General features: G+C 27.1%; 23 protein-coding genes, 1 pseudogene and 1 CRISPR repeat array. Of the genes and pseudogenes, 2 read left to right on the top strand and 22 right to left on the bottom strand.

Translation table 11 applies throughout. From position 1 onward, the window contains the following. The first annotated feature begins 188 nt into the window (after positions 1-188). Positions 189-1,463 carry a TrpB-like pyridoxal phosphate-dependent enzyme gene (locus tag LN42_RS01710; RefSeq protein ID WP_075780195.1) on the top strand — a complete coding sequence of 425 codons (1,275 nt, stop codon included), beginning with the start codon at positions 189-191 and terminating at the stop codon, positions 1,461-1,463. A 98-nt stretch (positions 1,464-1,561) separates the two neighbouring features. Here LN42_RS01710 and LN42_RS01705 read toward each other — a convergent pair whose 3' ends face one another. Together LN42_RS01705 and LN42_RS01700 are read right to left on the bottom strand one after the other, a co-directional pair. Further along, a complete protein-coding gene (locus tag LN42_RS01705; RefSeq protein WP_014295811.1) occupies positions 1,562-3,316 on the bottom strand; it encodes an ABC transporter ATP-binding protein in 1,755 nt (584 codons plus the stop codon). Further along, complete coding sequence (locus LN42_RS01700) at positions 3,317-5,047, bottom strand: ABC transporter ATP-binding protein (RefSeq protein WP_075780194.1); 1,731 nt, start codon at positions 5,045-5,047, stop codon at positions 3,317-3,319. Positions 5,048-5,695: 648 nt separating this feature from the next. Here LN42_RS01700 and LN42_RS01695 point away from each other — a divergent pair. Then, positions 5,696-6,226: a hypothetical protein gene (locus tag LN42_RS01695; RefSeq protein ID WP_075780193.1), complete on the top strand. Its 531-nt coding sequence runs from the start codon at positions 5,696-5,698 to the stop codon at positions 6,224-6,226. A 75-nt stretch (positions 6,227-6,301) separates the two neighbouring features. Here LN42_RS01695 and LN42_RS01690 read toward each other — a convergent pair whose 3' ends face one another. The 20 genes and pseudogenes from LN42_RS01690 to mtaB form a co-directional block, all read right to left on the bottom strand. Next, positions 6,302-6,493: a hypothetical protein gene (locus tag LN42_RS01690; protein WP_075780192.1), complete on the bottom strand. Its 192-nt coding sequence runs from the start codon at positions 6,491-6,493 to the stop codon at positions 6,302-6,304. Positions 6,494-6,548: 55 nt separating this feature from the next. Further along, positions 6,549-6,830, bottom strand: coding sequence for a hypothetical protein (locus tag LN42_RS01685; protein WP_075780191.1), 282 nt, complete (start codon positions 6,828-6,830; stop codon positions 6,549-6,551). A 173-nt stretch (positions 6,831-7,003) separates the two neighbouring features. Further along, positions 7,004-7,367: a CRISPR direct-repeat array (repeat unit 30 nt; unit sequence ATTTACATTCCAATATGGATTATTAAAGAC). A 174-nt stretch (positions 7,368-7,541) separates the two neighbouring features. Continuing rightward, a complete protein-coding gene (gene cas2 / locus LN42_RS01680; RefSeq protein WP_075780190.1) occupies positions 7,542-7,826 on the bottom strand; it encodes a CRISPR-associated endonuclease Cas2 in 285 nt (94 codons plus the stop codon). 5 nt (positions 7,827-7,831) lie between these two features. Next, positions 7,832-8,814, bottom strand: a pseudogene (gene cas1b / locus LN42_RS01675) (type I-B CRISPR-associated endonuclease Cas1b). A 9-nt stretch (positions 8,815-8,823) separates the two neighbouring features. Further along, positions 8,824-9,315, bottom strand: coding sequence for a CRISPR-associated protein Cas4 (cas4, locus tag LN42_RS01670; protein WP_075780189.1), 492 nt, complete (start codon positions 9,313-9,315; stop codon positions 8,824-8,826). Positions 9,316-9,324: 9 nt separating this feature from the next. Next, positions 9,325-11,496 (bottom strand): CRISPR-associated helicase/endonuclease Cas3, encoded by a 2,172-nt coding sequence (locus tag LN42_RS01665; protein ID WP_075780188.1) that lies wholly within the window; start codon positions 11,494-11,496, stop codon positions 9,325-9,327. A gap of 10 nt (positions 11,497-11,506) precedes the next feature. Continuing rightward, positions 11,507-12,256, bottom strand: a complete 750-nt coding sequence (gene cas5b, locus LN42_RS01660) for a type I-B CRISPR-associated protein Cas5b (protein ID WP_075780187.1) — start codon at positions 12,254-12,256, stop codon at positions 11,507-11,509. Next, positions 12,243-13,115, bottom strand: coding sequence for a type I-B CRISPR-associated protein Cas7/Cst2/DevR (gene cas7i, locus LN42_RS01655; protein WP_075780186.1), 873 nt, complete (start codon positions 13,113-13,115; stop codon positions 12,243-12,245). Before cas7i ends, cas5b begins: the two co-directional genes overlap by 14 nt. Position 13,116: 1 nt before the next feature. Then, positions 13,117-14,814 (bottom strand): type I-B CRISPR-associated protein Cas8b1/Cst1, encoded by a 1,698-nt coding sequence (gene cas8a1 / locus LN42_RS01650; RefSeq protein WP_075780185.1) that lies wholly within the window; start codon positions 14,812-14,814, stop codon positions 13,117-13,119. Between the two features lie 11 nt (positions 14,815-14,825). After that, a complete protein-coding gene (cas6, locus tag LN42_RS01645; RefSeq protein ID WP_075780184.1) occupies positions 14,826-15,530 on the bottom strand; it encodes a CRISPR-associated endoribonuclease Cas6 in 705 nt (234 codons plus the stop codon). A gap of 419 nt (positions 15,531-15,949) precedes the next feature. Next, positions 15,950-16,540 (bottom strand): hypothetical protein, encoded by a 591-nt coding sequence (locus LN42_RS01640; protein WP_075780183.1) that lies wholly within the window; start codon positions 16,538-16,540, stop codon positions 15,950-15,952. A 42-nt stretch (positions 16,541-16,582) separates the two neighbouring features. After that, positions 16,583-17,827, bottom strand: coding sequence for a hypothetical protein (locus LN42_RS01635; RefSeq protein WP_075780182.1), 1,245 nt, complete (start codon positions 17,825-17,827; stop codon positions 16,583-16,585). 4 nt (positions 17,828-17,831) lie between these two features. Continuing rightward, positions 17,832-18,971 (bottom strand): GspE/PulE family protein, encoded by a 1,140-nt coding sequence (locus LN42_RS01630; protein WP_075780181.1) that lies wholly within the window; start codon positions 18,969-18,971, stop codon positions 17,832-17,834. Further along, the gene (gene ftsZ / locus LN42_RS01625) at positions 18,961-20,073 is read right to left on the bottom strand and encodes a cell division protein FtsZ (RefSeq protein ID WP_014295792.1); all 1,113 of its coding nucleotides are present in this window, start codon (positions 20,071-20,073) and stop codon (positions 18,961-18,963) included. Before ftsZ ends, LN42_RS01630 begins: the two co-directional genes overlap by 11 nt. Next, positions 20,063-21,379, bottom strand: a complete 1,317-nt coding sequence (locus LN42_RS01620; RefSeq protein ID WP_075780180.1) for a cell division protein FtsA — start codon at positions 21,377-21,379, stop codon at positions 20,063-20,065. The genes ftsZ and LN42_RS01620 overlap by 11 nt, the downstream gene beginning before the upstream one ends. An 11-nt stretch (positions 21,380-21,390) precedes the next feature. Beyond that, on the bottom strand, positions 21,391-21,864 hold the full coding sequence (locus LN42_RS01615; protein ID WP_075780179.1) for a DUF4894 domain-containing protein: 474 nt from the start codon (positions 21,862-21,864) through the stop codon (positions 21,391-21,393). A 1-nt stretch (position 21,865) separates the two neighbouring features. Next, positions 21,866-23,794, bottom strand: a complete 1,929-nt coding sequence (locus tag LN42_RS01610; RefSeq protein WP_014295789.1) for a type IIA DNA topoisomerase subunit B — start codon at positions 23,792-23,794, stop codon at positions 21,866-21,868. Continuing rightward, positions 23,791-24,090: a DciA family protein gene (locus LN42_RS01605; RefSeq protein WP_014295788.1), complete on the bottom strand. Its 300-nt coding sequence runs from the start codon at positions 24,088-24,090 to the stop codon at positions 23,791-23,793. The genes LN42_RS01610 and LN42_RS01605 overlap by 4 nt, the downstream gene beginning before the upstream one ends. Position 24,091: 1 nt before the next feature. After that, on the bottom strand, positions 24,092-24,913 hold the full coding sequence (locus LN42_RS01600; protein WP_014295787.1) for an aminotransferase class IV: 822 nt from the start codon (positions 24,911-24,913) through the stop codon (positions 24,092-24,094). Further along, on the bottom strand, positions 24,903-26,195 hold the full coding sequence (mtaB, locus tag LN42_RS01595; RefSeq protein WP_198029620.1) for a tRNA (N(6)-L-threonylcarbamoyladenosine(37)-C(2))-methylthiotransferase MtaB: 1,293 nt from the start codon (positions 26,193-26,195) through the stop codon (positions 24,903-24,905). The genes LN42_RS01600 and mtaB overlap by 11 nt, the downstream gene beginning before the upstream one ends. Between the last annotated feature and the right edge of the window lie 2 nt (positions 26,196-26,197).

Below are 26,197 nucleotides of genomic sequence, written 5' to 3'. Positions count from 1 at the left end.
AATACAAATTTTAATAGCGTAAATTGGTGGTGGACGCCCGGTGGGTGTCTACTGCTTTGTCATGCTTCGGAAAAATGAGGCATTAAAGCGAGTGATTATTAATTAATGTAGGCAGTCACCGGATATCCAAATTGGATATCCGGTTTTTTTATTTTAAATTACAAATTTGAAAGAAAGGGGTTGATTTTATGGGTAAAAGAGAAAGAGTTTATTTGTCTGTTGAGGAGATGCCAAAATACTGGTATAATGCATTAGCTGATTTGCCATTTGAACTTGATCCACCTTTAAATCCACAAACTAAGGAAATAATGAAACCAGAAGAATTAGAGGCAATTTTTCCAAAACCAATTGTAGAGCAGGAAGTTACAAAGGAGAGATATATAAAGATTCCTGATGAAGTTTTAGAGGAATATGCAATTTTCAGGCCAACACCACTTATTAGAGCAACTAATCTTGAAGAATACCTTGAAACACCTGCAAGGATTTATTATAAATATGAAGGTGTTTCTCCAACCGGCAGTCATAAGACTAATACTTCTATTCCTCAGGCATATTATAATAGAATTTCTGGTGTTGATACTCTTGTCACTGAAACAGGTGCTGGACAATGGGGAAGCGCTTTATCTTATGCAGGTCTAAAATTTGGATTGAACATAGAGGTATATATGGTTAAGACAAGTTTTGAACAAAAGCCAATGAGGAAACATCTTATTAATCTTTTTAATGGTAAGGTTACTCCAAGTCCAAGTTTAGATACTGAATTTGGTAAAAAGATGATTTCAATGGATGAAGATAATCCAGGTAGTTTAGGAATAGCAATTAGTGAAGCATTGGAAGTTGTATTTACCAAAAAGAATGCAAAATATGCTCTCGGCAGTGTTTTAAATCATGTTTTATTGCATCAGAGTATAATAGGACTTGAAATTAAGAAACAGCTTGAAAAGATTAATGAAAGTGCTGATGTTGTTATAGGATGTCACGGTGGAGGTTCCAATCTTGGTGGAACAATTTTGCCGTTTGTTCCAGAAAAACTTTCTAATGATAATATTAAATTTCTTGCATGTGAGCCGAAGTCCTGTCCTTCTTTAACTGAAGGTGAGTATAGATACGATAATGGCGATACTGCAGGTTTAACTCCTTTAATGAAAATGTATACACTGGGAAAAGAATTTATTCCTCCTAAGATTCATGCAGGTGGATTACGTTATCACGGTTCTGCACCAATTATTGCAAGGTTAAAACACGAAGGGCTTTTAGATGCTGTAGCTTTTTCACAGGATGAAACTTTTGAAGCTGCAAAATTGTTTGCGAAATTAGAAGGTATTGTTCCAGCTCCTGAATCTTCCCATGCAATTGCTGGTGCAATTAAGGAAGCAATTGAAGCAAAAGAAAATAAAGAAGAGAAGGTTATTGTATTTACATTGTCCGGTCATGGGCTTCTTGATTTAACAGCGTATTCTTAATAAAAAAGCCAGCCAGGATTGATCCTGGCTGGCTTAAATTATAGTATAAACTCATTTATTATCACAATATATTCTAATTTTTAAGGTTCCACTTTTGTTTATGCACCTATTTCAAGAAACTTAAATTGTGAAAGATATAAATTGTAATAAAATCCTTTTTTAGACATTAGTTCATCATGATTCCCGGATTCAATGATTTTTCCATTATCAATATAAAATATTCTATCGGCATTTCTGATTGTGGATAGTCTATGAGCAATAACAAATGATGTTCTACCTTTTAATAATTTTTTAATCCCATCTTGTACTAATTTTTCTGTGTGTGTATCAATATTTGATGTCGCTTCGTCTAAAATTAAGATTTTTGGATTTGCGAGTAAGGCTCTTGCAAAAGAGATTAATTGTCTTTCTCCAATTGATAATCTCACACCTCTTTCGTTAACTTTTGTATCATAACCTTTTTCTAATTTCATAATAAATTCGTGAGCATGAACAGCTTTAGCAACATTGATAATTTCTTCATCTGTGGCATCCAATTTTCCATATCTAATATTTTCTTTTATAGTATCTGAAAATAGAAATGTATCCTGCAGCATAATTCCCATTTGAGAGCGTAAAGATTCAAGATCCACGTTTTTAATATCTATTCCATCAATTAATATTTTACCTTTTTGGGGATCGTAAAATCTGCTAATTAAATTAATTACAGTTGTTTTTCCTGCGCCGGTTGGTCCGACTAGAGCTATAGTTTCTCCTGCATTTACTTTAAAAGACATGTCTTTTAATATAATTTCTTTATCGTATGAAAAATATACATTTTTAAATTCAACTTTTCCCTTTATTTCAGGCATAATTCTGGCATTTTTTGAATTAACAATAAGTGGTTTAGTATCCAGTATCTCAAATATTCTTTCTGCTGCTGAAATATTGGTAACAAGCGAGTTATAAAAATTACTTAAATTCATAATAGGTCTCCAGAACATACCTATATAACCAATAAAAGCTACAACAGTTCCAACGGTTATTTCATTTAAATCTATCATTTTGGTACTTAAATAAAATACAACAACACTTCCAATTCCCCAGGAAACCAAAACCATTGCCCAGAACCAATCATTTATTTTTACAGCATTAACAAATGAATTCATCATTTTTTGAGTTAAAAATCTGAATTTTTTATTTGTTTTATTTTCAGCAGTAAACGATTTAATAATTCTAATTCCTGATATGTCTTCATGTGTAAAAGCATTTAATTCAGAACGGTTTTTTCTATAATTCATCCATCGTTTTCTACTAATGTTTTCAATTAGAAATAAACCAAAAAGCAGAAATGGCAATATTATCATTGATGCAAGGGCTAGCTTAAAGTTCATCGAAAACATTATTATTGCTACAAAAACAAGAGTTAAAAATTCAGGTACTAAACTTGTTATACTATTAGAAAATAGTTGTTGAAGTGAATTTACATCATTCACAACACGTGCTAAAATTTTTCCTACAGGTTTAGTATCAAAAAAGGAAAATGAAAGTTTTTGTATGTGTTCGTATAATTCATGTCTAATATTCACAACGATTTTATTTGTAATTTTACCCATTAATATAATGCGCATTCTTGAAATAAAAAGTGAGAGCAGGTTTAAAAACATTACAGCTACTCCAACTATTATTAAACCGTTGAGATTATTATTTGCAATGTATTTATCTATAGCTATTTTAAAGAAATAGGGATTTATTAAATTAATACCCATTACTATAATCATAAGAAAAATAACCATAATTGTTTGTTTAAAGAACGGTTTTAAGTATGAAAATATTCTTAAAATAGTTTTTGTTTTTTCAAATTTTAAATTCATTTATACCACCTCATCTTCAATTAAATCCTCAAAGTCCTTAAATTGCTCAGCATAAATTTCATAATATCTTCCTTTCATATTTAATAATTCATCATGTGTTCCTCTTTCGATGATTTCGCCATTATCAAGATAGATTATTTCATCGGCATTTTTTACAGCAGAGATTCTATGAGCAATAATAATTTTTGTGTTTTGTAGTTCTTTTGAATATATACTTTTTAATAATTCATATTCTGTATCCATATCAAGAGCTGAAGTTGCATCATCAAAAATTATTATAGGAGCTTTTTTTATAAGCGCTCTTGCAATTGTTAATCTTTGTTTCTGGCCTCCCGATAATCCCAGCCCTCTTTCTCCAATAATTGTGTCAAATTTTTCTGGTAATTTCATAATAAAATCATAAGCCTGTGCTTCTTTACAGGCGCTTATTATTTCTTTATCATCAATATTGTCATTTCCATATTTTATGTTTTCTTTTACTGTATCTGAAAATAGAAAAGTATCCTGGAAAACATAGCTTATATTTTTTCTAAGTGTGTTTAAAGAAAAATCTTTTATATTTATTCCGTCAATTAAAATTTCACCTTCATCGATTTCATAAAATCTGGATAATAAACTTATTAATGTACTTTTTCCACATCCAGTTGGACCCATTATTGCAAGTGTTTTTCCAGGTTTAATCTTAAAATTTATATTTTTTAATATGTATTCATTATCATATTTAAAACTTACATTTTTAAATTCAATCTCACCATTTAATTTTTCAATCTTTATTCCTTTAAAATCTTCCGTATCTTCCTTTAAAATTTTTTCTATTTTTTTAGCTGAAGCATTTGCTTGAGAAAAAATATTGGAAAGCCATCCTATTAGTCGCATTGGCCATACAATCATCCACATATAACCGTTGAAAGCAACAAGAGTACCAATAGATATATTTCCTTTTATTACTAAAGCTCCACCTACAGTTACAACTAGTATTAAAGCGCCATTGCCAAGAAATTCAATTGTGGGAAAATATTTGCCCCATATTCGAGATTTTTCAAGATTTAATTCATAGTTTTCGTTATTTAATTTTAAAAATTTCATGATTTCATATTTTTCTCTTGCAAAGGCTTTAACAAGACGAACGCCAGAAATATTTTCCTGAGCTGTGGTATTTATCACAGCAGCCTGATCGCTTATCTTATCAAATGCTTTTCCTATTTCATTTTCTAATTTAGTTGCAAGATATGCAATAGCAGGAGCTGAAATTAAACTAATTAAAGCGAGTTTCCAGTTTAAATAAAATAAAACAAGACTTCCAAGAATAAAATATAATGCAAACTCAACAGCAATACTTATTCCAAAACCAAGAGCATTCCAGATATTATCTACATCTTCTCCTATTCTGGACATTAATTCTCCAGTGTTAGTTTTATCAAAATAGGTAAAAGGTAACTTTTGAATATGTTTAAAAAGGTCGTTTTTGATATTTTTGCTTATCTGAGAACCAGTAAAATCAAATAAAAATTCCTGAGAATACCCCATTAATGCTCTGAAGATAGTTATAAAAAATATACCGGATAAAACAGGAAATAATAAGTTTCTTTTCCCACCAACGATAATGTCATCTATAACAATTTTATTCAGGTATGGGAGTATCAGCTCTGCTGATACTCCGCCAATTAGGCATAAAGATGCAATAATAATAAATCTTTTCTGTTGAGAAACATATTTTAAAATACTTTTCATGATATAACCTCCTAAATCTGTGAGCGTTTTAGTTCAATTAGAATATCTTTTAACTTGTCCATAACGTCAAAACCTTCATAATATGATGTTTTTTTGTTTTTCAGCAAAAAATCATGCTTATACTTTTTCATAAAAATCCCCTCCTTAAATTTTGTGAAAAATTTATAAAAAAGGGCTATGGTATAAATACACCATAGCCCTTTATGTAGATAAATATAAAAAATGGGCTATGGTGTGATAACCATAGCCCAAATTTTATGTCTATATTCAACAACAATCGACCTTTATTTGAGCGAGGTTATCACATGAAGTAGACACACTTCTCCCACTATCAAATTGTAATAATTCAAATCTTACAAATGCTAATTTATTCATGTGATACCCTCCTTCCGTGAAATTTTTCATTATTTACAATATAACATATTTTTTTGATATTAAAAAATGCTATTATTAATAATGACTTTTAATTAAACGGAATTATTATAAGTTATAACCAAAAAACCAATTTTTTCTTAATGAGTAAAAATTTTAAGGAATTTCTAAGTGAAAACTAAGTTTTCTTTAAGTTTTAAAGGTTAATATATAAGTATCGAAAGACAGGAAGGAAAACAAAAAATAAAAAAACAAAATTACTATGGAGGTGTTATTATGAAGAAATTATTAACAGCATTATTAGTAGGTGGATTGATGACAGGTTCAATTTTTGCATTTAATGCAAATGCACCAAGGGTATATCAGGAAACGTCAGGAACAGTACCAATGTATCAAAATTATCAAGGAGTACCAGGTGGATATTTATTTACTGAAGAAAATATGATAACAGTAACTGGAGTAATTGAATCAATAGAAGAAAATGAGGATTATCCAGGATTATTGGAAATAAAAGTTAAAACAGAAGCAGGAGAAGAAATAGAATTACATGCAAATGCATATTTTGTTGGAAGTTTAGAAATAGGACAAACAATGGAAGTAACAGGATGGTCGGTGGAAATAAATGGAGAAAAAATCTTTAGACCAGCAGAAACAAAAATAGACGGAGAAGAAATATTATTAAACGGTTTTAGAGGTTCAGCAAGAGGAACAGGATATGCATCACAGACACAATATCCAGCACAACCTGGAGCATATGCAAAACCAGCACCAAGAGGTAGAGGTCATGGTGGAAGAGGAAGATTTTAATAAACAGGGCAACAGCTTGTTGCCCTAATTTGGTAATTAACAAAATTGAAAATTGCGAAACAAGTTGTTGCGCATTTAAATATCTTTATCCTTTTTAACCAAATTCATATTATTAATTATCTCTTGACTTATTGCTTTATACTTCTCTTCAAGACTATCATAAGCTTCTTTTAACCTTGGATTTTTTCTAAAAGCATTTTCCTTATATTCTTCATAATCATATAATTTTATTTTTTTGATTTTTATCACCATCCTATTTAATTTCATTTGCAATCAATTCTATATAGTAATGAAAATAATAGGTATGAATATAGTTTACAGGTTATATTCTTTCTAAATATTTTAGTTCTTTTTTGTCTATATCAGAAAGACCTGATAGTATTCTAATTATATTTTTACGTTCTTTTTTTAGAATTTGATCTGTTTCTTCAATTATTTTGGTAGCCTCTTTTTTTATACGAGGATTAGTTACTTTCTTCAATTTTCTCATTGCCATTTCACGAAAATATGCTGCATCTTCAGCATAATATGGATCATCTTCATAATCTGTTATTGCTGAATTATATCTATATGCATATGTTAAAGCATCTATTTCCTTTTCCATAATAAAACCTCTTTCTTCATAATTTTATCAAGTCGTTTTTCTTTTTCAATAAACACAGTTTTAATTTTTCCAAATAGAGCATTAGTTTTTACAATAAAATTCTCTTTATTTATTATATCATAATTTTCCAGAACTTTTTTAACGAAAACCTCAGTTTCAAAATATTTGCACTAATTCACATTCCAATATGGATTATTAAAGACATCGGAGGATTTTTAAGCGATTCTCAGCGTTCAGAAAATTTACATTCCAATATGGATTATTAAAGACAAAAAACAAGACGCGTGCGTGTTGATAAGCATCTGCGATTTACATTCCAATATGGATTATTAAAGACTATTATTGCGTTAGGTGTCATTGCAGTGTATAATAAATTTACATTCCAATATGGATTATTAAAGACAGTAAGTAAATCAACTTCTTTACCAATCTCAAACTCATTTACATTCCAATATGGATTATTAAAGACTTAAGTTTTAACATCAAGCGCCAATGCCACATGCCAGTATTTACATTCCAATATGGATTATTAAAGACACCGCCATTTGTAATGAGTTTTATAAGAGAATTTAGTATATTTTTATTGTCGCAATATCAAAGAGTAAGAAAAAATTTCTTTATATAAAGTAATATGTTTTTAGAATAATTTATAATAGTGACTTACAATTCCTGTCGTTGCCTTATAATTTTTACAATATTGAACATCGACAATCACAAAAAGTTTGATGTTTTATCTTCTTTCAATCCCCAAAAATCTTTTTCAAGCCAACGTTCATGCCGACTTTTGAAAATTATTATAGAATCTTCGTCTTTTCTTATTACTTTTTCTAGTTCCGATTTTAATTTTAGAATTTCCGCTTTTGTTAGCTCTCCTTCAAAAACAGAATTTTGAATATGATAAAGATATTTCTTGCATATTTTAAAAACTTTAGGTAATATTTTTTGCCCTTTTCCTTCTTCATCGAATTTAATATCATATACTAAAATAATATACAATCTTATCACCACCATAGTTTAAAACCTTCATAAACTTTTTCCCCTAATAAATGCTTTACCAATTTATATGCTTCTAATCGTATTAAATACCGATAAGATACTTTCTTTTTTAGTGTTTTATGATATATAGTTTCTTTAAGCCTTTCATCGTATTTTTGAAGAATTTTTTTCATCCCACTTTTTTTAAATACAGATTATTTAATTCTTTACTGAAATCTTTTTCAGAAATTATTTTTTTATTTAATAATGAAAATATCATTCTATCTACAAGAATAGGTTTAAAGATTTCTGAAAGGTCTAAACTTAGAGAAAATCTACGTTCTCCTGGTTCATGTAAATATGAAATTGTTGGATTTAAATATGTTCTGTAAATTTCAGATAATGTAGTGGTATATATAAGTGAATTTATAAATGATATTAGTGTATTTACAATATTATCAGGTGGTCTTTTTACTCTTTTGGTAAATTCATAATTAATTATTTTTTTCCATGAAGAATAATAATGTTCTCTTATATTTCCTTCTATTCCCATTAATGAATTTATTGATGTTTGTTTTTTTATTTCTTTTCTTAAGGATTCTATTTTTTTAATTTCTTCAATTAAATTTTTATTTCTTTCATTGTAATATCTTAGATTTCTATATATGTTATAACTTGCTGAAGTGATTAATTCAGAGGCAATTTCAACTCTTTTTTGAGTATTTAAATAATGTTCTACCTGTTTTATTAATAAAAAGCCTGATACCTGTTTCTCTTTTGGATAGTAACTTCCTGAATAAAATCCATAGTAATTATAAAAATGCATAATAATATTTTTTTGAGATAAAAAATTTAATAATTTGCTGTTGATATTTAATTCACCAAAAACATATATTTCAGATGTTTTTTCTATAGGAATATATGATTTATTTTCTTTAGTAATAAAAATTAAACTATTATCTTTTCTTTTTAATTCTCCATTTGAGAAAATATATATGGATTTTTTCATTATATCACCTTAAATATAACACAATTCATAATATGCACATTTTTTACAGTATTTTTTATTGACGACGTCAGGAATTTTATCCGTTTCTTTTATTTGAATTATATTTTTTATTATTTCTTCTATTTTTGTTTTATCTTCTTCTGAAAACTTGACTTTGATTCTTTTTCTAAGTTTTGGATAATCTATAATTCCTTCTGAAATATCAATATCATAATTTCTTAAGTAATAAATATAATATTTTAATTGCCATATTGAAGCTTCTTCAAATGTTTGAGATTTTTTTATTTCGTGAAGAATTTTTTTATTTTTTATAAGGTCTATATTTATTTCATCGTTAATCATAATGTTTTTTGTATTGTTTTTATAATAATTTTCTTCAATAATTTTTCCAATTTGAACATCCTCATTTTCTTCTTCCATCAGAATTTTATGTGAATAAAACCAGAGTTTTCTCTTACATATGAAATAATAATAAAATTCTATTCCGGAAATATTTTTCATAATATCGCCTCAAAAGAATTGATTTTCATCATCAATTTCTTCACTTTTTTCATAATAAATTCCAACTTCAGGTGAATACTCACATTTGTGAATATATATTTTTTCATATTTATTTAGTTTTAATTCGTCGATTTTTTTAAGTTCTCTAAACCAAATTGAGGATGTATATTCCATTATTTTTATTTTTACATTGTATTTTTCTTTTTTAGTTAAATTAACATCATTATATTTTGATATAAGAGTTTCTATTATATTTTTATTTTCGAGATATACAGGTTCTGGTATCACAATAACATTTTCTATATTTCTGAATATTTTGTTTATATCTTTTTTTTCAGCTTCATATGGATTGAAGCTTTTTACATACTCTATCATTTTTTCTAAGGTTTTATAATATTCTGTATCTTTTAAATTTTCTACTGTATATGTTGAATTGATTAATTCAATTTTATCTTTTTCGGTTAATACACCATCTACATTTTTAAGTTTTTCTTTTGATAATTTAAATATATCTTTATCAATAAAACTTTTTAAACCTGAGATTTTATTTTTTTCTCCACCTAAAAAGAGATAAGTATTATAACCATCTTTTTCCCAATCACGATGTCTATATACGCGCCCCAAACGCTGAAAAAAACTATTTAAATCAGATAGTTCTGTAATGAGTATGTCGAAATCCACGTCTAAAGAAGCTTCTACTATTTGAGTGCTTATCCATATTCCGTTGGATGCATAATTATTTCCAAATTCAATTATTTCTTTTTCTTTTTTCAATCTGTCTTTTTTTATAAATTTTGAATGAAGTAAATTTATTTCATTTATTCCGTAATCTTTTAAATTATTATAGATTTCCTGCACTTTTTTTACAGTATTACATATTACAAGAATTCTTTCTTTTTGATTTTTATTGTATATGTTATATATGAAATCACTGTTTATTTCTTCATCTATTACTTTTACACTGTGTCTAATTCTATCATTAATGAAAGGTTTTTCAGGTATTATGAAATTTATTTTCATTTTTTTCATAAAATCAATCAAAAATGTTGGTAAGGTTGCTGTAAGTATTGAGAATTTTCCGTCAAAATCGGTTATTAGTTTTATTCCAAGAAGTAAATATGATAACAAATCTGCTGAATACATTTGAACTTCATCAAATACAATTTTTGAATATGATAACGTGGCTAGTTTAGCTTCAAATCCTCTGTATAAATATACTATATCTAGTAGTTGATCAAGAGTAGTAATTGTTAAAGCAAGAGACATTTGCTTTGTAGCGGTGTAATAATAATTCAAATCAAGCTCTTCAAGTATTTCTTCTCTTTTTAAATATTCTGAATATGTATCAGAGTGTAAAATCCCAACTTTTTCAATATATTCTTTTTTTAATATTTTTTTTATTATTCTGTCATAAATAGCATTTATCGCTATTTTTAAAGGTAAAGTATAAAAACCTTTGTTATTTCCTATCCATAATAAACCAGCTTCTGTTTTTCCCATTCCTGTTTGAGCTATTGCTATAACATTTTTTTCTCTATTTTTTATCATAAACTTTTGAAGCTCATTCCATTGGTATCCAATCTTTTCCAGGTTTTCAATAAGAAAATCGTTTTTCAATTCAACATCAATGTGAGCGCTTGCTGCGTAATCCAATTTATTTAGCAAACCTTTTATTAAAACATATTTTTTAAAGTTACTATTTTCTTTATAAGTTCTATCTCCTAGCTGAAAATAATAATCGTCAATGTAATCAACTAGATGTAAATTAGGGATTTTTTCATATTTGAAATTTTTAAGTTGTTTTTTTAAACTCTCATATTGATTTTCAATGATTTCATTTGAGTAATCTGCATAATTCCTTTCATGATGATATGCAACTGCTTGATATAATATTTGTATCTCTTCATCACTAAATTTTTCTGACAATTCATCAGGATCTATAAATAAAAGGCTTAATAGCGCATGTGGAATTTCTTTATTATATCTTTTGTGGTATCTTAATTTATTCTGAAAATTTTCATTTATTTTTCCAAGGTCATGATATAAACAGACATATTCAAGCAAATCCCAATTAATAGGGATTTGTTTATAAATATTTTTTAAATGTTTTAATTGAAAAAGTAAGTTATCAGTATGTTCTTGAATAGTTTCTTCGGGGTTAGATTTAGCAAGAAATTTCATATTTTCTCTCCTAAGCTAAAAATAAAACATCATTATCTTCGTCTATATATGCTTCATGGTTTCTAAGAATGCTTATATTAGAATTGTATAATACTTTTATTTTATTCCATTTTCTAAAAATTTTAGTGTTTTTTCCACTACCAATACTTTGCAGTGTATAATCTTTATTTAATGTATATTTTGTTCCTGTGAATTTTATACCAGATACTTTATTGATAGATTTTATTGTATTTATATATTCTTCAGGTATATAATATGAATAATTACTTCTTATGCTTTTTTCGAGAATTTTTTTATGAAAATCTATAATTTTTACATCTCTTATTATTGCAAGATCTTCCCTCCTTCCGAGTGAAGGATATTCTCGTGGATATTTTAGAGCATTTTCAATTATTTCCAGTAATGATTCATCTTTGGGAACTATATGTATTAATAATTCTACATTCACTAATAGTTCTGTTGTTGCTATACCTCTGGTTATTCCGTAATTATATTCTTCAATTTTTAGTTGATGTCGTCCTTTTTCAAATTTCATACCAGGTTTGAATTCATATCTTGTGTATAAATCATTTGTTTTAGAATTATATTTACCTGCAATACTTAATTTCATTTCTTTATAATCTTTAAAATCACATAATTTATGAATCATTCCAATTACTGTTGAATAAGGAGGGAGAGGATATGTCTCCCTCAATCCAAAACTTGTTGGAATTTTATAATTTGCTGTTTCCTGTTCTATTTTTATTTTAATTGCTTTCATAATATTTTCTAACCCTTTCTTTTAGAGTTTTGAATAACTCAGGAATAGAAATGGCATTTAATTTTTCTTTTATTTCATTTTCATTATCAAATTTTCCATTGATTACACCACATAATGTGTTTTCTTTTATTTCTGGATATTCAAGCATTGAAACTAAAGGTTCAACCTTAATTTTGTTGTTTTTTACCTCTACCAAATTTTGAAAGAATGGATTTTTTATATTATATACTCCACCAATAGCAAAGAGAGGTTTTAAATCTTCTCTTCTACCTTTTATGTCTCTATATAAAAAGGCTATTGTATCCAATAATTTCTCAATTCTTCTTGCTTTTTCTTCATTAGGTAAATTAATTTCATCATTAAGATCGATTCCTATCTCGTCAAGATCAATATTTATAGTATATCTATAATATGCTCTGTGAATTTCTGACTGAGCAATATTCATGTTTTCATTTAATCTATCAGCTAATCCTTTGTTTGTTAAGAAATCAAGATCTCCATAAAATTCTTCTAATGCTATTGCATTGGATAATCTCACCTTTGCATCTCTTGTTAAACTGCCTTTCCCCTTTTCTGTTTTCATATAGCCAAAGAAATCTATTTCTGGATATTTTTCTATTGTTGCATCAGGATGAAATTGAATTACCTTCTTATCCCCGCTACCTTCTGCAACAACTGGGGCCAAATCTTCTTCTAATTGTTCTACAATATTATATCTTAATGCCTGTCTTGAAATATATGTATACATTCCATTTTCACGAGATAGTTTTTTTAATGAGGTTACATTTCCAATTCCTTCACCATAATTTGCACTTTCTGCTTCGAAAACTATTGTTAAAGTTAATCCTTTTCTTTCCATATTATTCCTCTCCTTTCGTATTTGATTCTCCTATTAATCCTGCTACAAATGAATATCCTGCAGTTTTGAAAACTTCGTCATTTTCTAAAGCTTCTATAATTACTTTAGGAACAGGTTTATCTACATATAAGTAACAATTTAAAATTACATCCATAAAACCATCTTTGTTATTTACTTTTAGTGCATTTAATAATTTATAAGAGATACCTCCAAGTTTATGTTCGCTATTTTTTCTGTTATATTCTTTTTTTAACAAGTAACCTTGATAATTTGCATTACCAACTAAATTTTCAGGAAATTCCATATTTTTCACCTCTTTCAAATAATTTAAATTTATTTTTATTAATTGTTTAATTGTAAAAGTGTTAAAATAGCCGTTGTTTACGTTTGAGATTTTTAATCTTAAAAGAGTGTTTATCAAAGAATACAAACTGATATTATTTGATATTCTATATATAACTTCTTCATATATGGATATTTTCTCATTCCAATTTTTATTATTGGAAGGAAAATAAAACTGAGCAATTAGAAAATCCAATTCTTCTTCTGAATTTTTTAAAACTGATAAAATTTTTTTCGATAGAATATTAAATTCGTATTTTTCATTTTTTAATTTAACTATTTGAATGTCTGAATATTCATACGAAGCAGTTTTGTTTTTATTTTCATAGATTGACTTTAATAATTCGGAATAACTATTGTTTAAATTATTGTGTGGATCATTAAGGACTTGCATTTTTATCTTTTTATTAATTCTTACTAATTCTTCTATTGAATGATTTAGATTAATAAATATTCCTTTATCATATACATATGTAAATCCTGCAGGAACACATGAATAGACTAATCTACAGATTGGACATATGTATGTATCATTAACAAAATTCCATACATTTGAAGGTTTTCTTGCATCATCAAATCCTATATTCTTCAAAAAGGACATATTATATTCAAGACTTTTTATAGGTCTATTACAGGAGAAGCATTTATATTTATATTTTTTAAATTCTTCATCATCTATATTTATGTAATTAAAAAATGTATCTATAAAATGCTTTTTATAATCTATATATACGTCTTTTTCTTTTGTTTGGCGATTTAAAAAGCTTACACCATCCCAGGCATTTCTTATTAGATTAGAATATCTTATATTTTGTGCAACAATATATTTTTTTGAAGATTTTAGATTTAAAAAGTTTATTAGATTTTCAAGTATCAATAAGTTATTTTTAATATCTTCTATTTTTTCAACTTTTTTAATTTTTTTAAGCTTTTTTATTTCATTTAATATATCCAATTTTATATTTTCTTTTTCTTCAATTAGTGGATAAACGCTTTTAAAACTGTTTTTCTTAAGATTATTTTTGAAATAGTCAATCATCTTATTTAATAATTCTAAATCTTTTATATTGTATTCATTTTTTTCATTTAATGTTTCAACAGCTTCTTTATATGAAACCAATTGATGCCATGGTAAATTAGTATATGTTTCTATAAAATAATTAAAAAATTTTTCTTCAAAATTTTCAAAAGCATTTATTGAAATTTTAACTTCATCAAAGTCAAGATCCTCATTTTCTTCATTGGTTCTATATCTAACATTATCATGACCTAAAATTTCTATTAAACCAACAAGACCAGCGTTATATAACCAGTCTGATGTTCTAAAAATTAGAAAATTATTTTTTATTTCTTCCATATATATCACCCCTAAATTATTTCTACCATTCCAAAACCAGAACTTCTTTTACTGCCAATACCAGATTTGTATAAGAACCCTAATAATTTTGTGTCTCCACTGATTTTAAAAATTCCTAGGTTCGATTTTATTTTTTTATTATAATTCAAAACTGTAGTTTTTTTAATGTCTAGAGGTTTTATTGTAAAATCTGATATCTTGTAATCAAATAGTTTAGTATATTGATATTTTATATTTTCTTTTAGAATATCAATAGCCTTATCTTCATCAAAATAATAAAATTTATCAGTTTCTTTTGTATGTTCTCTAATTAAAATAGGAGATAATGTTTTTACTATGACTTCATTTTTATGTATCACTTTTTCAGGTATTTTTATAATTTTTGTTAGTTTTAAAGAATTTCCTTTTATAGGGAAAGCTTCAAATTTCATATTCATAAAAGCATTATAAAAATATGCTCCAGTTGTATATGAAGGTGTAGAAAAGAAAAGGGATAAGTTTGTATTTTCTAATTCGATAAAATCCAGAAATTTGCATTTTCCAAAATAAACAGAAAATGTATAATCTTTTAATATAGGATCTTGATTTTTATAGTATTTTGTATATAACATTTCATCATAACTTTGTAGAGATTTTTTTATAAAACTCATAAATACTCTTCTATAATCTTTTGGGAAAGCATTTTCTTTTAAATTAAAAACTAATTTTAATCTCATTTACTCACCTCTTTTAAAAATTTGAATATATTAATTTATCACCTGATATATTAATAAAATGTAAAAAAATAAAGAGACCATCAAAAGGTCTCTCGATTTTAGAAAATCTATTGATTTTTTGTTAATTCTTTTTACCATAATTAACATCTCCATCCCCGTAGTTTCTACTAATATTATAACTCTTTTTCTAATTATTGTCAAGTTTTTGTTAAATTACTAATTTTCCAGAAGTTCCACAGATATTCCGGTCATTTTTTATATAATAATTTTAAGGAATTAAGTTTTTTATTATTTGAATTACAAAAATCTATAGTAGTAAAAAGCCCTTTATTATATTACAATATGTTTCAAATTTTTCTAAAAATACAGCATGTCCAGATTCTTAATAAAAAATCCAGCCAATTTTCTGGCTGGATTTTTTACTGTTCAATGTTTATAAACCCAATAATTTCAAATAATTTTATTAGGAAAATTAAGGTTAGGTTTAAGACAAATAATATAATTAATAAATTTAGAATAATTACATCGTCTATTACAAATTTTGCCAATAATAGATAAGAAAAGGTAAGTACGACAGCTTCTACTGATATTAATTTTATTGCTATGGAAAGTTCTTTTGATAAAGTTATATCATATAAATTTTTATAGGCTATTCTTTCTAATATTAAAGAGATTAGATAAATAAAAAAGGATAAAGAAATGACAAAGAAATAATTTCTTATGCTTTCAAGTAAAGAGTATTTTAGGGTGAATAGAGAATCAAAATTGTTAGCAAGACCTGGATAATTTTTGAAAATCATAATTATGCTTTGTGGAACAAAGAAACTAATTAGAGAATAAAATAAAAATAGTGATATTACAAAATAATAAAATGTTTTTTTGTTATTTGTTTTTTCGCTAAGTAAATAAATACCGATGAATTGAAGGATAATTCCTATGGTATTTAATTCATTGATAAACATAAGGATTATACCAATTCCTAAAAAATAACGTTCTTTTTTTAAATGCATTTTACCATCCCCCATATTAATAGTTTATTCCATGTAATTTAATTATTTATTTTGATTAATTCCAACATATACAGTTACTTTTCTTTCGATTACACTTTCATTTGTTTTTACAGTATAAATTAATTGATATTTTCCTGGAATTGATAAAGTTACAGGACGATCGTAAGGTGAGAGGTAATATACTATAGCCTTTCCACCAGAATTTATGTATATTCTCCTTTTGTCGGAATTTTCATAGTTGAATACAACTGTGTTTTTATCAAGATTAATGAGTCTTAACGAATATCCCGTAATTTCAATAAATCTTTCTTTTTTGAGGTCTTTGTTATTGATATAAAATATTCCCTGAAATTTTTCATTTACTGGATAAAAGAGATAAGTATCCATTGACAGACTTATGTTTTTTAATTTTGTTTCAATTTTATCTGTAATTGGGAATGGAATATATACAGCCTGATTAAATTGTTTTGAAACGAAATATAGATCATATGTTCCCTTTTCTATTCTTGGTATATTAAAATCATTTACTTTTTTCTCAAGAGATTTTAATGTTAAATAACCAAAATCTACAGGAATTTCTTTTATTAATTTCTTTTTTTTGGTATATATTTGAATTGTTCCTTTAAATTCAAATTGTCTGGTTTCTTCAGAATAGTTTCTTGCCTCTATGATGAGTTGAGGATACTCATTTTCAAGGAAGAAGCCTTTTTTTAGATAGACATTATATCTAACTGTATGTATATAATCTATTTCTTTGTGCAATTTTATTTCTTTTCCATTTGAATTAAATGTGGAATATATTATGTATTTACCGTCAGGAATTTTTGAAAGAGGGTTTATATTCATTAGATCAAATATTTTTTTTGTTTCATATGGCGATAATTGATATTTTATTATTTTTGGATATTCGAATTTATAGAATGTTTCGCTTGAATCTCCTGTTATTTTGTAGATTATAAACTTAAATGAATCTATTTTTACATCTATTGGTGAGGTAGTACTATTGTTCATAGAAACAGAGACTGTTAAAGGATCAGGGTATGTGTATTTGTCTGAGGAAAATATTGAATAAGAAATTTTGTCAACTAAAACATAAAATCCGAAATTATATCGAGGAAAATATTTTTTTGAAATGAATATAAAAGCTATTGCGAGTATTGAAATAAAGATAATAAGCATATTGTTTATTTTTTGTCTTCTTTTTTGAATTTGACGCAATTTATCTTTTTTTGCTTTTTCCTCATCTAATTTTTTCCATTCTTCAGGACTTTTTGAATAATAACCCATTATATCATCCCCCTATGCTAGTGATGAATTGATTGTATTCTTCTGTATCTATTTTTCCCTGAATTAATAATCTATTTAGCTGAATTTCTGGTGATATATAAAAAATGGAGTTTTTAATTTCATCTATTTTGTTAGAAAGAATCATTTGTTTTGTATATTCATTTATGTGAAGGATTTCGAAAACAGGAATTATGTCAGAGTATCCAGTGTATTTACAGGTTTCGCACCCTTTTTTATTACAAGAACAAAGTATTTTTACAAATCGCTGATTGTAGATAATTTTTAAAGTGTCAAGAAGATATGATTTATTTAATCCTAATAATTCTAATCGTTGAATTGCATTAAATACATTATTTGCGTGAATTGTTGAAAATACATAATGTCCAGTCATTGCTGATTCAAGAGTTAGCTTTGCAAATTCATCTGTTCTTATTTCTCCAGTCATTATTATGTCTGGATCATGACGTAATATATTTTTTAATATAGAAGTTTTTTGAGAATCATTTTTTATTTCAATTTGTTCTGCACCGGGAATTATATATTCTAAGGGATTTTCGATAGTTATTATTTTTTTAGTTTTTTCTTTTAAAAGTTGAAGAATTATGAAAGCTAACGAGGTTGTTTTTCCACTACCTGTTGGTCCAGAAAAAATAATGAGACCATCTTTGTGTAGTTTTATTGATTCAATACTTTTTAAAAATTCTTCGGGATATTTAAGATTTTCTACAGTTAAATCATTTATTGTTTTTAATTTCCTGATTACACAATTTGTTCCGTAATTATTGTTTATCAATGAAACTCTAAAATAATTATTCAAAAAAGTAAAGGACCCATCTGCTGGATCCCTATTATTTATTATGTCTATTTTACTCATTATCTGTATTTTTGTTAATATTTTCTTATATTCATCTTTTTCGAGTTCTGATAATTTTATTAATTCAGTATTATATCTATAATATATTGTTACACATGATTTTTTAGAAGAAAAGTGAAGATCACTTATATTGTTATTTAATAAATACATCATTATATCTTCAAATGAAGATAATCTTGAGGAATTTGTATCTTCAGTTTTTTTGAAAAAATCCACAGTTGAATTTGTAAATAATTGTTCAATAGCAAGTTTTTCCAGTTTACTCTTCATAATCTCCCTGCTGAGCTTCAAGATATTTTTCTAATTTTATTCGTTCTTCATTTGCAACATTGTTTCCAAATAACCTATATACTGCAGGTATTTCGTAAATGTTTTCACCATCATATTCGTTCATGATTTTGTTGTAGCCAGCTGCAACAATAGTTACTTTTAATTCATCTGGTTGCATATCTTCAACTTCAGTAATTCCGTATTTTAAATTTACTTCATCTGTTGAGTAAGAATGAAGTATAGAAGTTACTATTTTTAAATCTTTTAATGTAGGATTTTTACCAGATACATTAACTAATGCTGCTGTTGCATTTTGAACAGAATTTTCAAGGAATTTAGAGTTTAAAGCATTTTTAGCTGCTTCTTCTGCTCTATTGTCTCCTTTACCCCAACCTATACCAAGCATTGCTGAACCTCTTCTTTTTAATACTGATTCAACGTCAGCAAAGTCTGTATTAACAAGACCTTTTTTGGTAATTAAGTCTGAAATACCTGTGATACCCTGGTATAATATGTCATCAGCTTTAGCAAATGCCTGTCTAATTGGGATATCATCATTGTCTTCAAGTAATTTGTCATTTGATATTTTTATTAATGTGTCTACATATGGTTTTAATTTGTTTAAACCTCTGTTTGCGATTTTTTGTTTTGTAGAACCTTCAAAGTGGAAAGGTATTGTAACTACAGCAACAGTTAATATTCCTAATTCTCTTGCAACTCTTGCAATTACAGGAGAGGCACCGGTACCTGTTCCACCACCTAAGCCAGCAGTGATAAATAACAGGTCAGTTCCCTGAATCATTTCACGTATTTCATCAATACTTTCTTCGGCAGCCTTTTCTCCTTTATCAGGATTTCCACCAGCCCCAAGTCCTCTGGTAAGTTCTTTACCAAGTTGAAGTTTGAATTTTGCACTGCTTGCTTCAAGGACCTGAACATCTGTATTAGCTGCGATAAGGTCAACATCTTTTACACCAAGACGAACCATTCGTTCTATAGCATTATTTCCAGCGCCGCCGACCCCCATTACTTTTATTACATATTTAGGTCTTTTATGGAAAATTTCTTTATTTTCATCTGGCATAGGTAAATTAAATGGCATCTTCATTACCCCCTAACAGGATTCTACCTAATTTTGCGAAGAATCCACTCTTTTTTTCCTGTTTTTCTTGAATTCTTGGATTATTTTCAATTACATTTTCTTCAGATTCTTCTATGTATAATTTTGGTATATTTGTACCGCTAAAATATAGGTTAATTGTACCAATAAGTGGTGCAAAAAGAGGATCTTTGTAAATTTCTTCAGCATTTTCAATATAGAAATTGGATGAATTGTTTACAGCAATACCCAATCTTGTTTGCAATCCCATAAAATCGGATATTGTTTTTTCTATGTTTTTGATTCTTGCGCCTCCGCCTGTATGAACAACTCCAGCCTGTAATCCTCCAGCAATTTCAACAGTGTTTTCATACTCTAATTTTGCAAGATCGCTGTTTAATTTGTTTATGATTTCTCTTACTCTTGCAAATACAATTTTGTTTAAAAGATTTTGTGTTGTATATTCATAGTGATCACCAACAAGGCTTAAATAATCAATCTTTTTAACAGCTTTTGTATCCTGAAGACATACAGCATGGTCTTCTAAAAGCCTAAGAGCCTCTTTTTCAGAAGTTTTTAATACGTGCATTATATCTTTTAATACATATTCCACACCAACTTCAAAGTCAAGATAGAATTTTGGTATTCCATCTTTGAATAAAAGCATACGTGCTTTTGAATGACCTAAATCAATTATTCCAACTCCTAAGTTTCTATCTGATGTATTGGTTACACCATATGCTGCTGCAAGTGTCGAATCGTATATAGGGATTTCTCCTTCGATTAGATTTTTTATTGTATTTCTAATAGGTGCAAACGAGTTTTCTGGTACCCATACAACATTTATTGTTGAGTTTAATGAGTAATTTGCTACAAATGCAACAGGGTTTTTAACTCTTTTTTCGTCAACTTCGAAATCTACAAATTTTATATCTAATACTTCTTTATTGGATTCAGAATATTTTTGCTGTATATTTGCTTTTATCTTTTCAAGATCCATTTCTGTTATTTCTTTTGGTTCTGTGAATTCAAGTGTATAATTTTCTCTTGATATTTTTAATTCGTTTGTTGCATATGAAATTATTATTTCTATTTCTCTTGCTTTACTATTTTCCCCTTCAAGTGAGTATATAACATTTTCTATCTTTTTTCTTAATGATTTTACATCCTGTATTTGTCCTTTGACGATTCCTTCAGCACGTTCTATTGCACTTGATATTAACTGAAAATTACCTCTATTTTCTTCAATTGCGATTCCTTTTACATAGTAATTTCCAATATCGATAGCATAAATTACCTTTTTGGCCATTTTAATCCCTCCTAATAAATGCTGATTAAACTACCACCAGAGAGTAAATAATAACTTCCCGGTTCATATTTTTCAAGTTTTTTTAATGTTTGATTTAAATAATTTACAACTTCATCCCATGAGTTATAAAATATTTTGTATTCTGGATTTATATATATAATTTTATTTTTAAAATCTATAGTAGATATATAATTTAATTCGTTAAGAGTCAATTTGTTTATTTTATCTTTGTATTTTAAGAAGTCATTATATTCTATGTTTGGAAAACCTAAAATAGGAATATCAGATATTTTAAAAATATAACCATTTTTGTTTAGTAAAAAATACCTATGATTTATCTCTACAACGCATATTGGCTGAGATATATTATCTAATATAGGACGAACAGGTTTAGAAGGGATAATTAAATAAGATAGTATTATATAAAATATTATAAAAACATATAATACTGTTGTAATAAGTATTATCGAACGTTGAACGTTCATCTTAGATGTCTAACTCCTTAACCTTTAATGCGTGTTCTTCAATAAATTCCCTTCTAGCTGAAGGATCACTTCCCATTAAGATTTCAAGAATTTCTTCTGTTTCTACAATATCATCAATATTAATTTGAATTAATTTTCTCTTTTCAGGATTCATTGTGGTTTCCCATAATTGATCTGAGTTCATTTCACCAAGACCTTTATATCTCTGAAGTGAATACTTTTTTCCTTCAAATTCTTTTTTTAATTCCTCTAATTCAGCATCTGAGTATAAATATTTTTCAAATTTACCAGATTTAAATTTGTATAGAGGAGGTTGAGCTGCATATATTCTTCCAGCTTTAAGTAATTCTGGCATAAACCTGTAAAATAATGCTAATAACAATGTTCTAATATGAGCTCCGTCAACATCAGCATCTGTCATTATTATTATCTTCCCATAACGTAATTTTGATATATCAAAGTTTTCGCCAATTCCCGTTCCAATAGCCGAAATTATGTTAGCTACCTGTTCATTTTTCATTAATCTTTCAATATCATGCTTTTCTACATTTATTATTTTACCTCTTAAAGGTAATATAGCCTGGAAATTTCTATCTCTTGCGGTTTTAGCATTTCCACCAGCAGAATTACCTTCAACAATAAATAATTCTGATTCATCGAGATTATTTGATGTACAATCTGCCAATTTCCCAGGTAATGGCGAATTTTCAAATATAGATTTTCTTTTTACCTTTTCTCTTGCTTTTCTTGCACTTATTCTTGCTCTTGCAGCTTCTTTTATTCTTTCAAATATTAATTTTGTATCTTTTGGGTGTGAATCAAGATATTTTACTAAATATTCCGCGACTATATCGTTTACAGCTGCTCTAACTTCTTTACTTCCCAGTTTTGCTTTTGTTTGTCCTTCAAAAACAGGATCAGGAAGTTTAATACTTAATATAGCTATTAAACCTTCTCTGACATCTTCGCCCGTAAAATTAGGATCTTTTTCTTTTAAAAATCCAGCTTTTTTGGCATAGTCATTCATTACTCTTGTAAGTGTTGTTTTAAATGCTGATTCGTGTTCCCCGCCTTCTACAGTTCTTATATTGTTAACAAAACTGAATATGTGAGGATAATCGTTTCTTGTATACATCATTGAAAATTCAACTATTATATCTGAAAAGTTTTCGCCACGAGGATTTTTAAAAGAACCTTTTCCAAAAATTGGTGATTCATGAATAGGTGCTTTTTTATTCTTTTTTATTAAATAATCAAGAAATTCAGAAAGTCCTTCTTTAAAAAGGAATTTTTGTTTTTTATTTCTTTTTTCATCTATAAATTCTATTTCGAGACCAGGGTTTAAGAAAGCCAATTCCCTTAATCTATTTTCTATGATTTGACCTTCAACTTCAATATCTCCATTTTCAAAGATTTCAGCATCAGGTTTAAATTTTATATGTGTACCTGTTTTATTCGTCTCACCTAATATTTCTACTTCAGTTACCTTTTTTCCTCTTGAATATTTTTGATAATAAATTTTTCCATTTCTATGAACCCATACTTCTAAGAATTCTGATAATGCATTAACAACAGATGCACCAACTCCGTGGAGCCCACCACTTATTTTATATGTTTCTGTATTAAATTTACCTCCAGCATGTAAAGTTGTAAATACAACTTCAAGAGTGTCTTTTTTTTCTGTAGGGTGTGGACCAACTGGAATACCTCTTCCGTTATCCATTACTTCTATAGTATCATCTTCATTTATTTTTACCATTATTTTGGTACAGAAACCACTCATATATTCATCAACACTATTGTCAACAATTTCATATACAAGATGGTTTAAACCTGCTTTTCCAATTGATCCAATATACATACCAGGTCTTTTTCTAACAGGTTCTAAACCTTTTAATACTTTAATATCTTCTTGAGAATAATGGCTCATCTAACAGCACCTCCAGTAAATTTTATGCTTTTTATCCTGTCTATTTGCAATGAATTATTAATTTCTTTTATTAATTTATTTTTTTTAAATAGAATTTCCTGTTTTATGTAGTTGTTTTCAACATACAAAAAAAGCGTGGAGGTTTTTAAATCTATATCAACCACCTCCACTGAGGTAAAATTATATTTATCTAAAATTGCTGATATCTTATTTTTTATCTCGTCAAGCAACATAATTTTTTTTATAACATTGTTTTTTGAAGATAATTCATATAAGATATCTTTGATTTCTTTCATATTAATCCCAATATTCGTTGTTTTGTATAATAAAGTCTTTCCAGTAATTTATTAATGTTTCAGTTGTAATACCTGGGGCATTAAAGGTAAAATTAGGAACTATTCTTCTTACTGGAACAATTCCTGCACTTGTATGAGTTAAGAATATTTCATCTGCTGATAATAATTCCCATAATTCAATATTTCTTTCTTCAAAGTCTATATTGAAGCTTTTTATAAGGTCGATAACAACTTTTCTTGTAATTCCAGGTAATATACCAGCTGATAAAGGAGGAGTTATAATTACTCCAGCACTTACCATAAATAGATTTGATTTTGTTCCTTCAGTTACATAACCAAATTCGTTTAATACTATTGCATCATAATACACATTGTATTTTTGTCTTAAATATAATCCATAGCCATTTAGAGAAGTTTTTACATAATATGGAATAACGGGATTTTTTGGTTTTCTTTCTCGAGATATTGCCAAAACAACTCCACTCTCTCTTAAATCATCAACTTCATATATCGGCTCAATAAACGCATAAAAACTTTTATTTTTTGATGTGTATTTGTTAATTAATATTTTTATTCTTATGTCTTCTTTGCAATTAAACTTTTTAACTCCTTCAAGAAGAGTTTCTTTTAGTTTATTGTATTCAGGGAATTCTAATCCCAAAAATATGGCAGATTTTTTTAATCTTTCATAGTGAAAGTTAAGGGCAAATAGATTTTTGTTGTATGTTCTAATGGTTTCGTAAGTAGAATATCCGTTAAATATTTCAAAATCTTCACTTTTATATTCAGTACTTTCTATCCATTCTTTTGAATTATAAAACACTTGATATCACTCCAGTATTTTCAATTTTATTTATTTTTACTTTATGAAAATCATTTAAGTTTATACTATTATTTAATATTTTATGGTATATATAATATTCATCATATCCGTAACTGTATTGATTATCCTTTTTTTCTATAAGAATTTCTGGGGTTATACCAGAGTTAATTAATTTTTTTAAATATTGTTCATTTGAATTTTTTATGTATTGTTGCAATTGTTTCATGCGGGCTTTTTTTATTTCACCTGAAACTTGGTGAGGCATTTTTGACGCTTTGGTATTTGGACGTGATGAATATCTAAATGCATGAACTCTTGAGAATGGATATTTATTAATAAATTCTAATAATATTTCAAAATCTTCATTAGTTTCGCCTGGAAAACCAACAATTATATCTGAGGATATGGAAAAAATATCGTTTATTCTAAAAATCATATCGAATAAATTTATTAGATATTTTTCATTATATTTTCTTCCCATATTTTCCAGAACTTTTGTGGAAACATGCTGGAGTGATAAATGTATGTGTTTTTCGAAAATTTTGCTCTCATTGAGAAATTGAATGATATTTTCATTGATGAAATCGGGATATAAAGAACTAATCCTAAAACGAATTTTTTGGGATTGATATTTTTTTTCAATATTCATTATCAGATTTAATAAATTATAATCTGTTCCATAACCATAATAGGTTAAATTGATGCCAGTAATAATAAATTCTTTTACCCCTTTTTTAATAAGAGAATCAATTTTTTTGAATATCTCATCTTTTGAGACACTTCTTATTTTATTTCCTCTTGCGAATATTATTCTACAATATGTACAGAACTCAAGACATCCTTCTTCAATTGGCAGGAAATATCTTGAATAATTATTATAAGGTTTTTGAGGTAGAAATATTTTTTCATTTTTTGAATGCCAATAATCAAGGTCTACAAAGACACCATTTTTATCTATATAATTTTCTATGTATTTTTTTTCAAGGTTTCCTAAGATTAGATCAACACCATTTTTCAGTAATGATTTCGTATCTGTATGTGTGTAACACCCAACAACAACGACTTTGGTATCAGGTTTTTCTCTTTTGGTCTTCCTTATTAATTGGCGAATTTTCCTTTCGGCTTCAGAAGTTACTGTGCATGAGTTTATAATTAATATATCACTCTTAGTTGATTTGTCATATTCAACAATATAATTTAAAGAAGATAATTTCTCACCAATTACTTCACTTTCAGCCTGATTTAATTTGCATCCATATGTAACTATATTAACTTTTTCCAATA

The sequence above is a fragment of the Marinitoga sp. 1137 genome, from assembly GCF_001941525.1.
In the GTDB taxonomy this organism is placed as follows: domain Bacteria; phylum Thermotogota; class Thermotogae; order Petrotogales; family Petrotogaceae; genus Marinitoga; species Marinitoga piezophila.
This window is presented reverse-complemented; position numbering and strand designations above follow the sequence as displayed.

Coding starts and splice junctions, on each gene's coding strand:
- LN42_RS01710 (WP_075780195.1), top strand. CDS start 189: ATGGGTAAAAGAGAAAGAGTTTATTTGTCTGTTGAGGAGATGCCAAAA.
- LN42_RS01705 (WP_014295811.1), bottom strand. CDS start 3,316: ATGAATTTAAAATTTGAAAAAACAAAAACTATTTTAAGAATATTTTCA.
- LN42_RS01700 (WP_075780194.1), bottom strand. CDS start 5,047: ATGAAAAGTATTTTAAAATATGTTTCTCAACAGAAAAGATTTATTATT.
- LN42_RS01695 (WP_075780193.1), top strand. CDS start 5,696: ATGAAGAAATTATTAACAGCATTATTAGTAGGTGGATTGATGACAGGT.
- LN42_RS01690 (WP_075780192.1), bottom strand. CDS start 6,493: ATGAAATTAAATAGGATGGTGATAAAAATCAAAAAAATAAAATTATAT.
- LN42_RS01685 (WP_075780191.1), bottom strand. CDS start 6,830: ATGGAAAAGGAAATAGATGCTTTAACATATGCATATAGATATAATTCA.
- cas4 (WP_075780189.1), bottom strand. CDS start 9,315: ATGAAAAATATTTCCGGAATAGAATTTTATTATTATTTCATATGTAAG.
- LN42_RS01665 (WP_075780188.1), bottom strand. CDS start 11,496: ATGAAATTTCTTGCTAAATCTAACCCCGAAGAAACTATTCAAGAACAT.
- cas5b (WP_075780187.1), bottom strand. CDS start 12,256: ATGAAAGCAATTAAAATAAAAATAGAACAGGAAACAGCAAATTATAAA.
- cas7i (WP_075780186.1), bottom strand. CDS start 13,115: ATGGAAAGAAAAGGATTAACTTTAACAATAGTTTTCGAAGCAGAAAGT.
- cas8a1 (WP_075780185.1), bottom strand. CDS start 14,814: ATGGAAGAAATAAAAAATAATTTTCTAATTTTTAGAACATCAGACTGG.
- cas6 (WP_075780184.1), bottom strand. CDS start 15,530: ATGAGATTAAAATTAGTTTTTAATTTAAAAGAAAATGCTTTCCCAAAA.
- LN42_RS01640 (WP_075780183.1), bottom strand. CDS start 16,540: ATGCATTTAAAAAAAGAACGTTATTTTTTAGGAATTGGTATAATCCTT.
- LN42_RS01635 (WP_075780182.1), bottom strand. CDS start 17,827: ATGGGTTATTATTCAAAAAGTCCTGAAGAATGGAAAAAATTAGATGAG.
- LN42_RS01630 (WP_075780181.1), bottom strand. CDS start 18,971: ATGAAGAGTAAACTGGAAAAACTTGCTATTGAACAATTATTTACAAAT.
- ftsZ (WP_014295792.1), bottom strand. CDS start 20,073: ATGCCATTTAATTTACCTATGCCAGATGAAAATAAAGAAATTTTCCAT.
- LN42_RS01620 (WP_075780180.1), bottom strand. CDS start 21,379: ATGGCCAAAAAGGTAATTTATGCTATCGATATTGGAAATTACTATGTA.
- LN42_RS01615 (WP_075780179.1), bottom strand. CDS start 21,864: ATGAACGTTCAACGTTCGATAATACTTATTACAACAGTATTATATGTT.
- LN42_RS01610 (WP_014295789.1), bottom strand. CDS start 23,794: ATGAGCCATTATTCTCAAGAAGATATTAAAGTATTAAAAGGTTTAGAA.
- LN42_RS01605 (WP_014295788.1), bottom strand. CDS start 24,090: ATGAAAGAAATCAAAGATATCTTATATGAATTATCTTCAAAAAACAAT.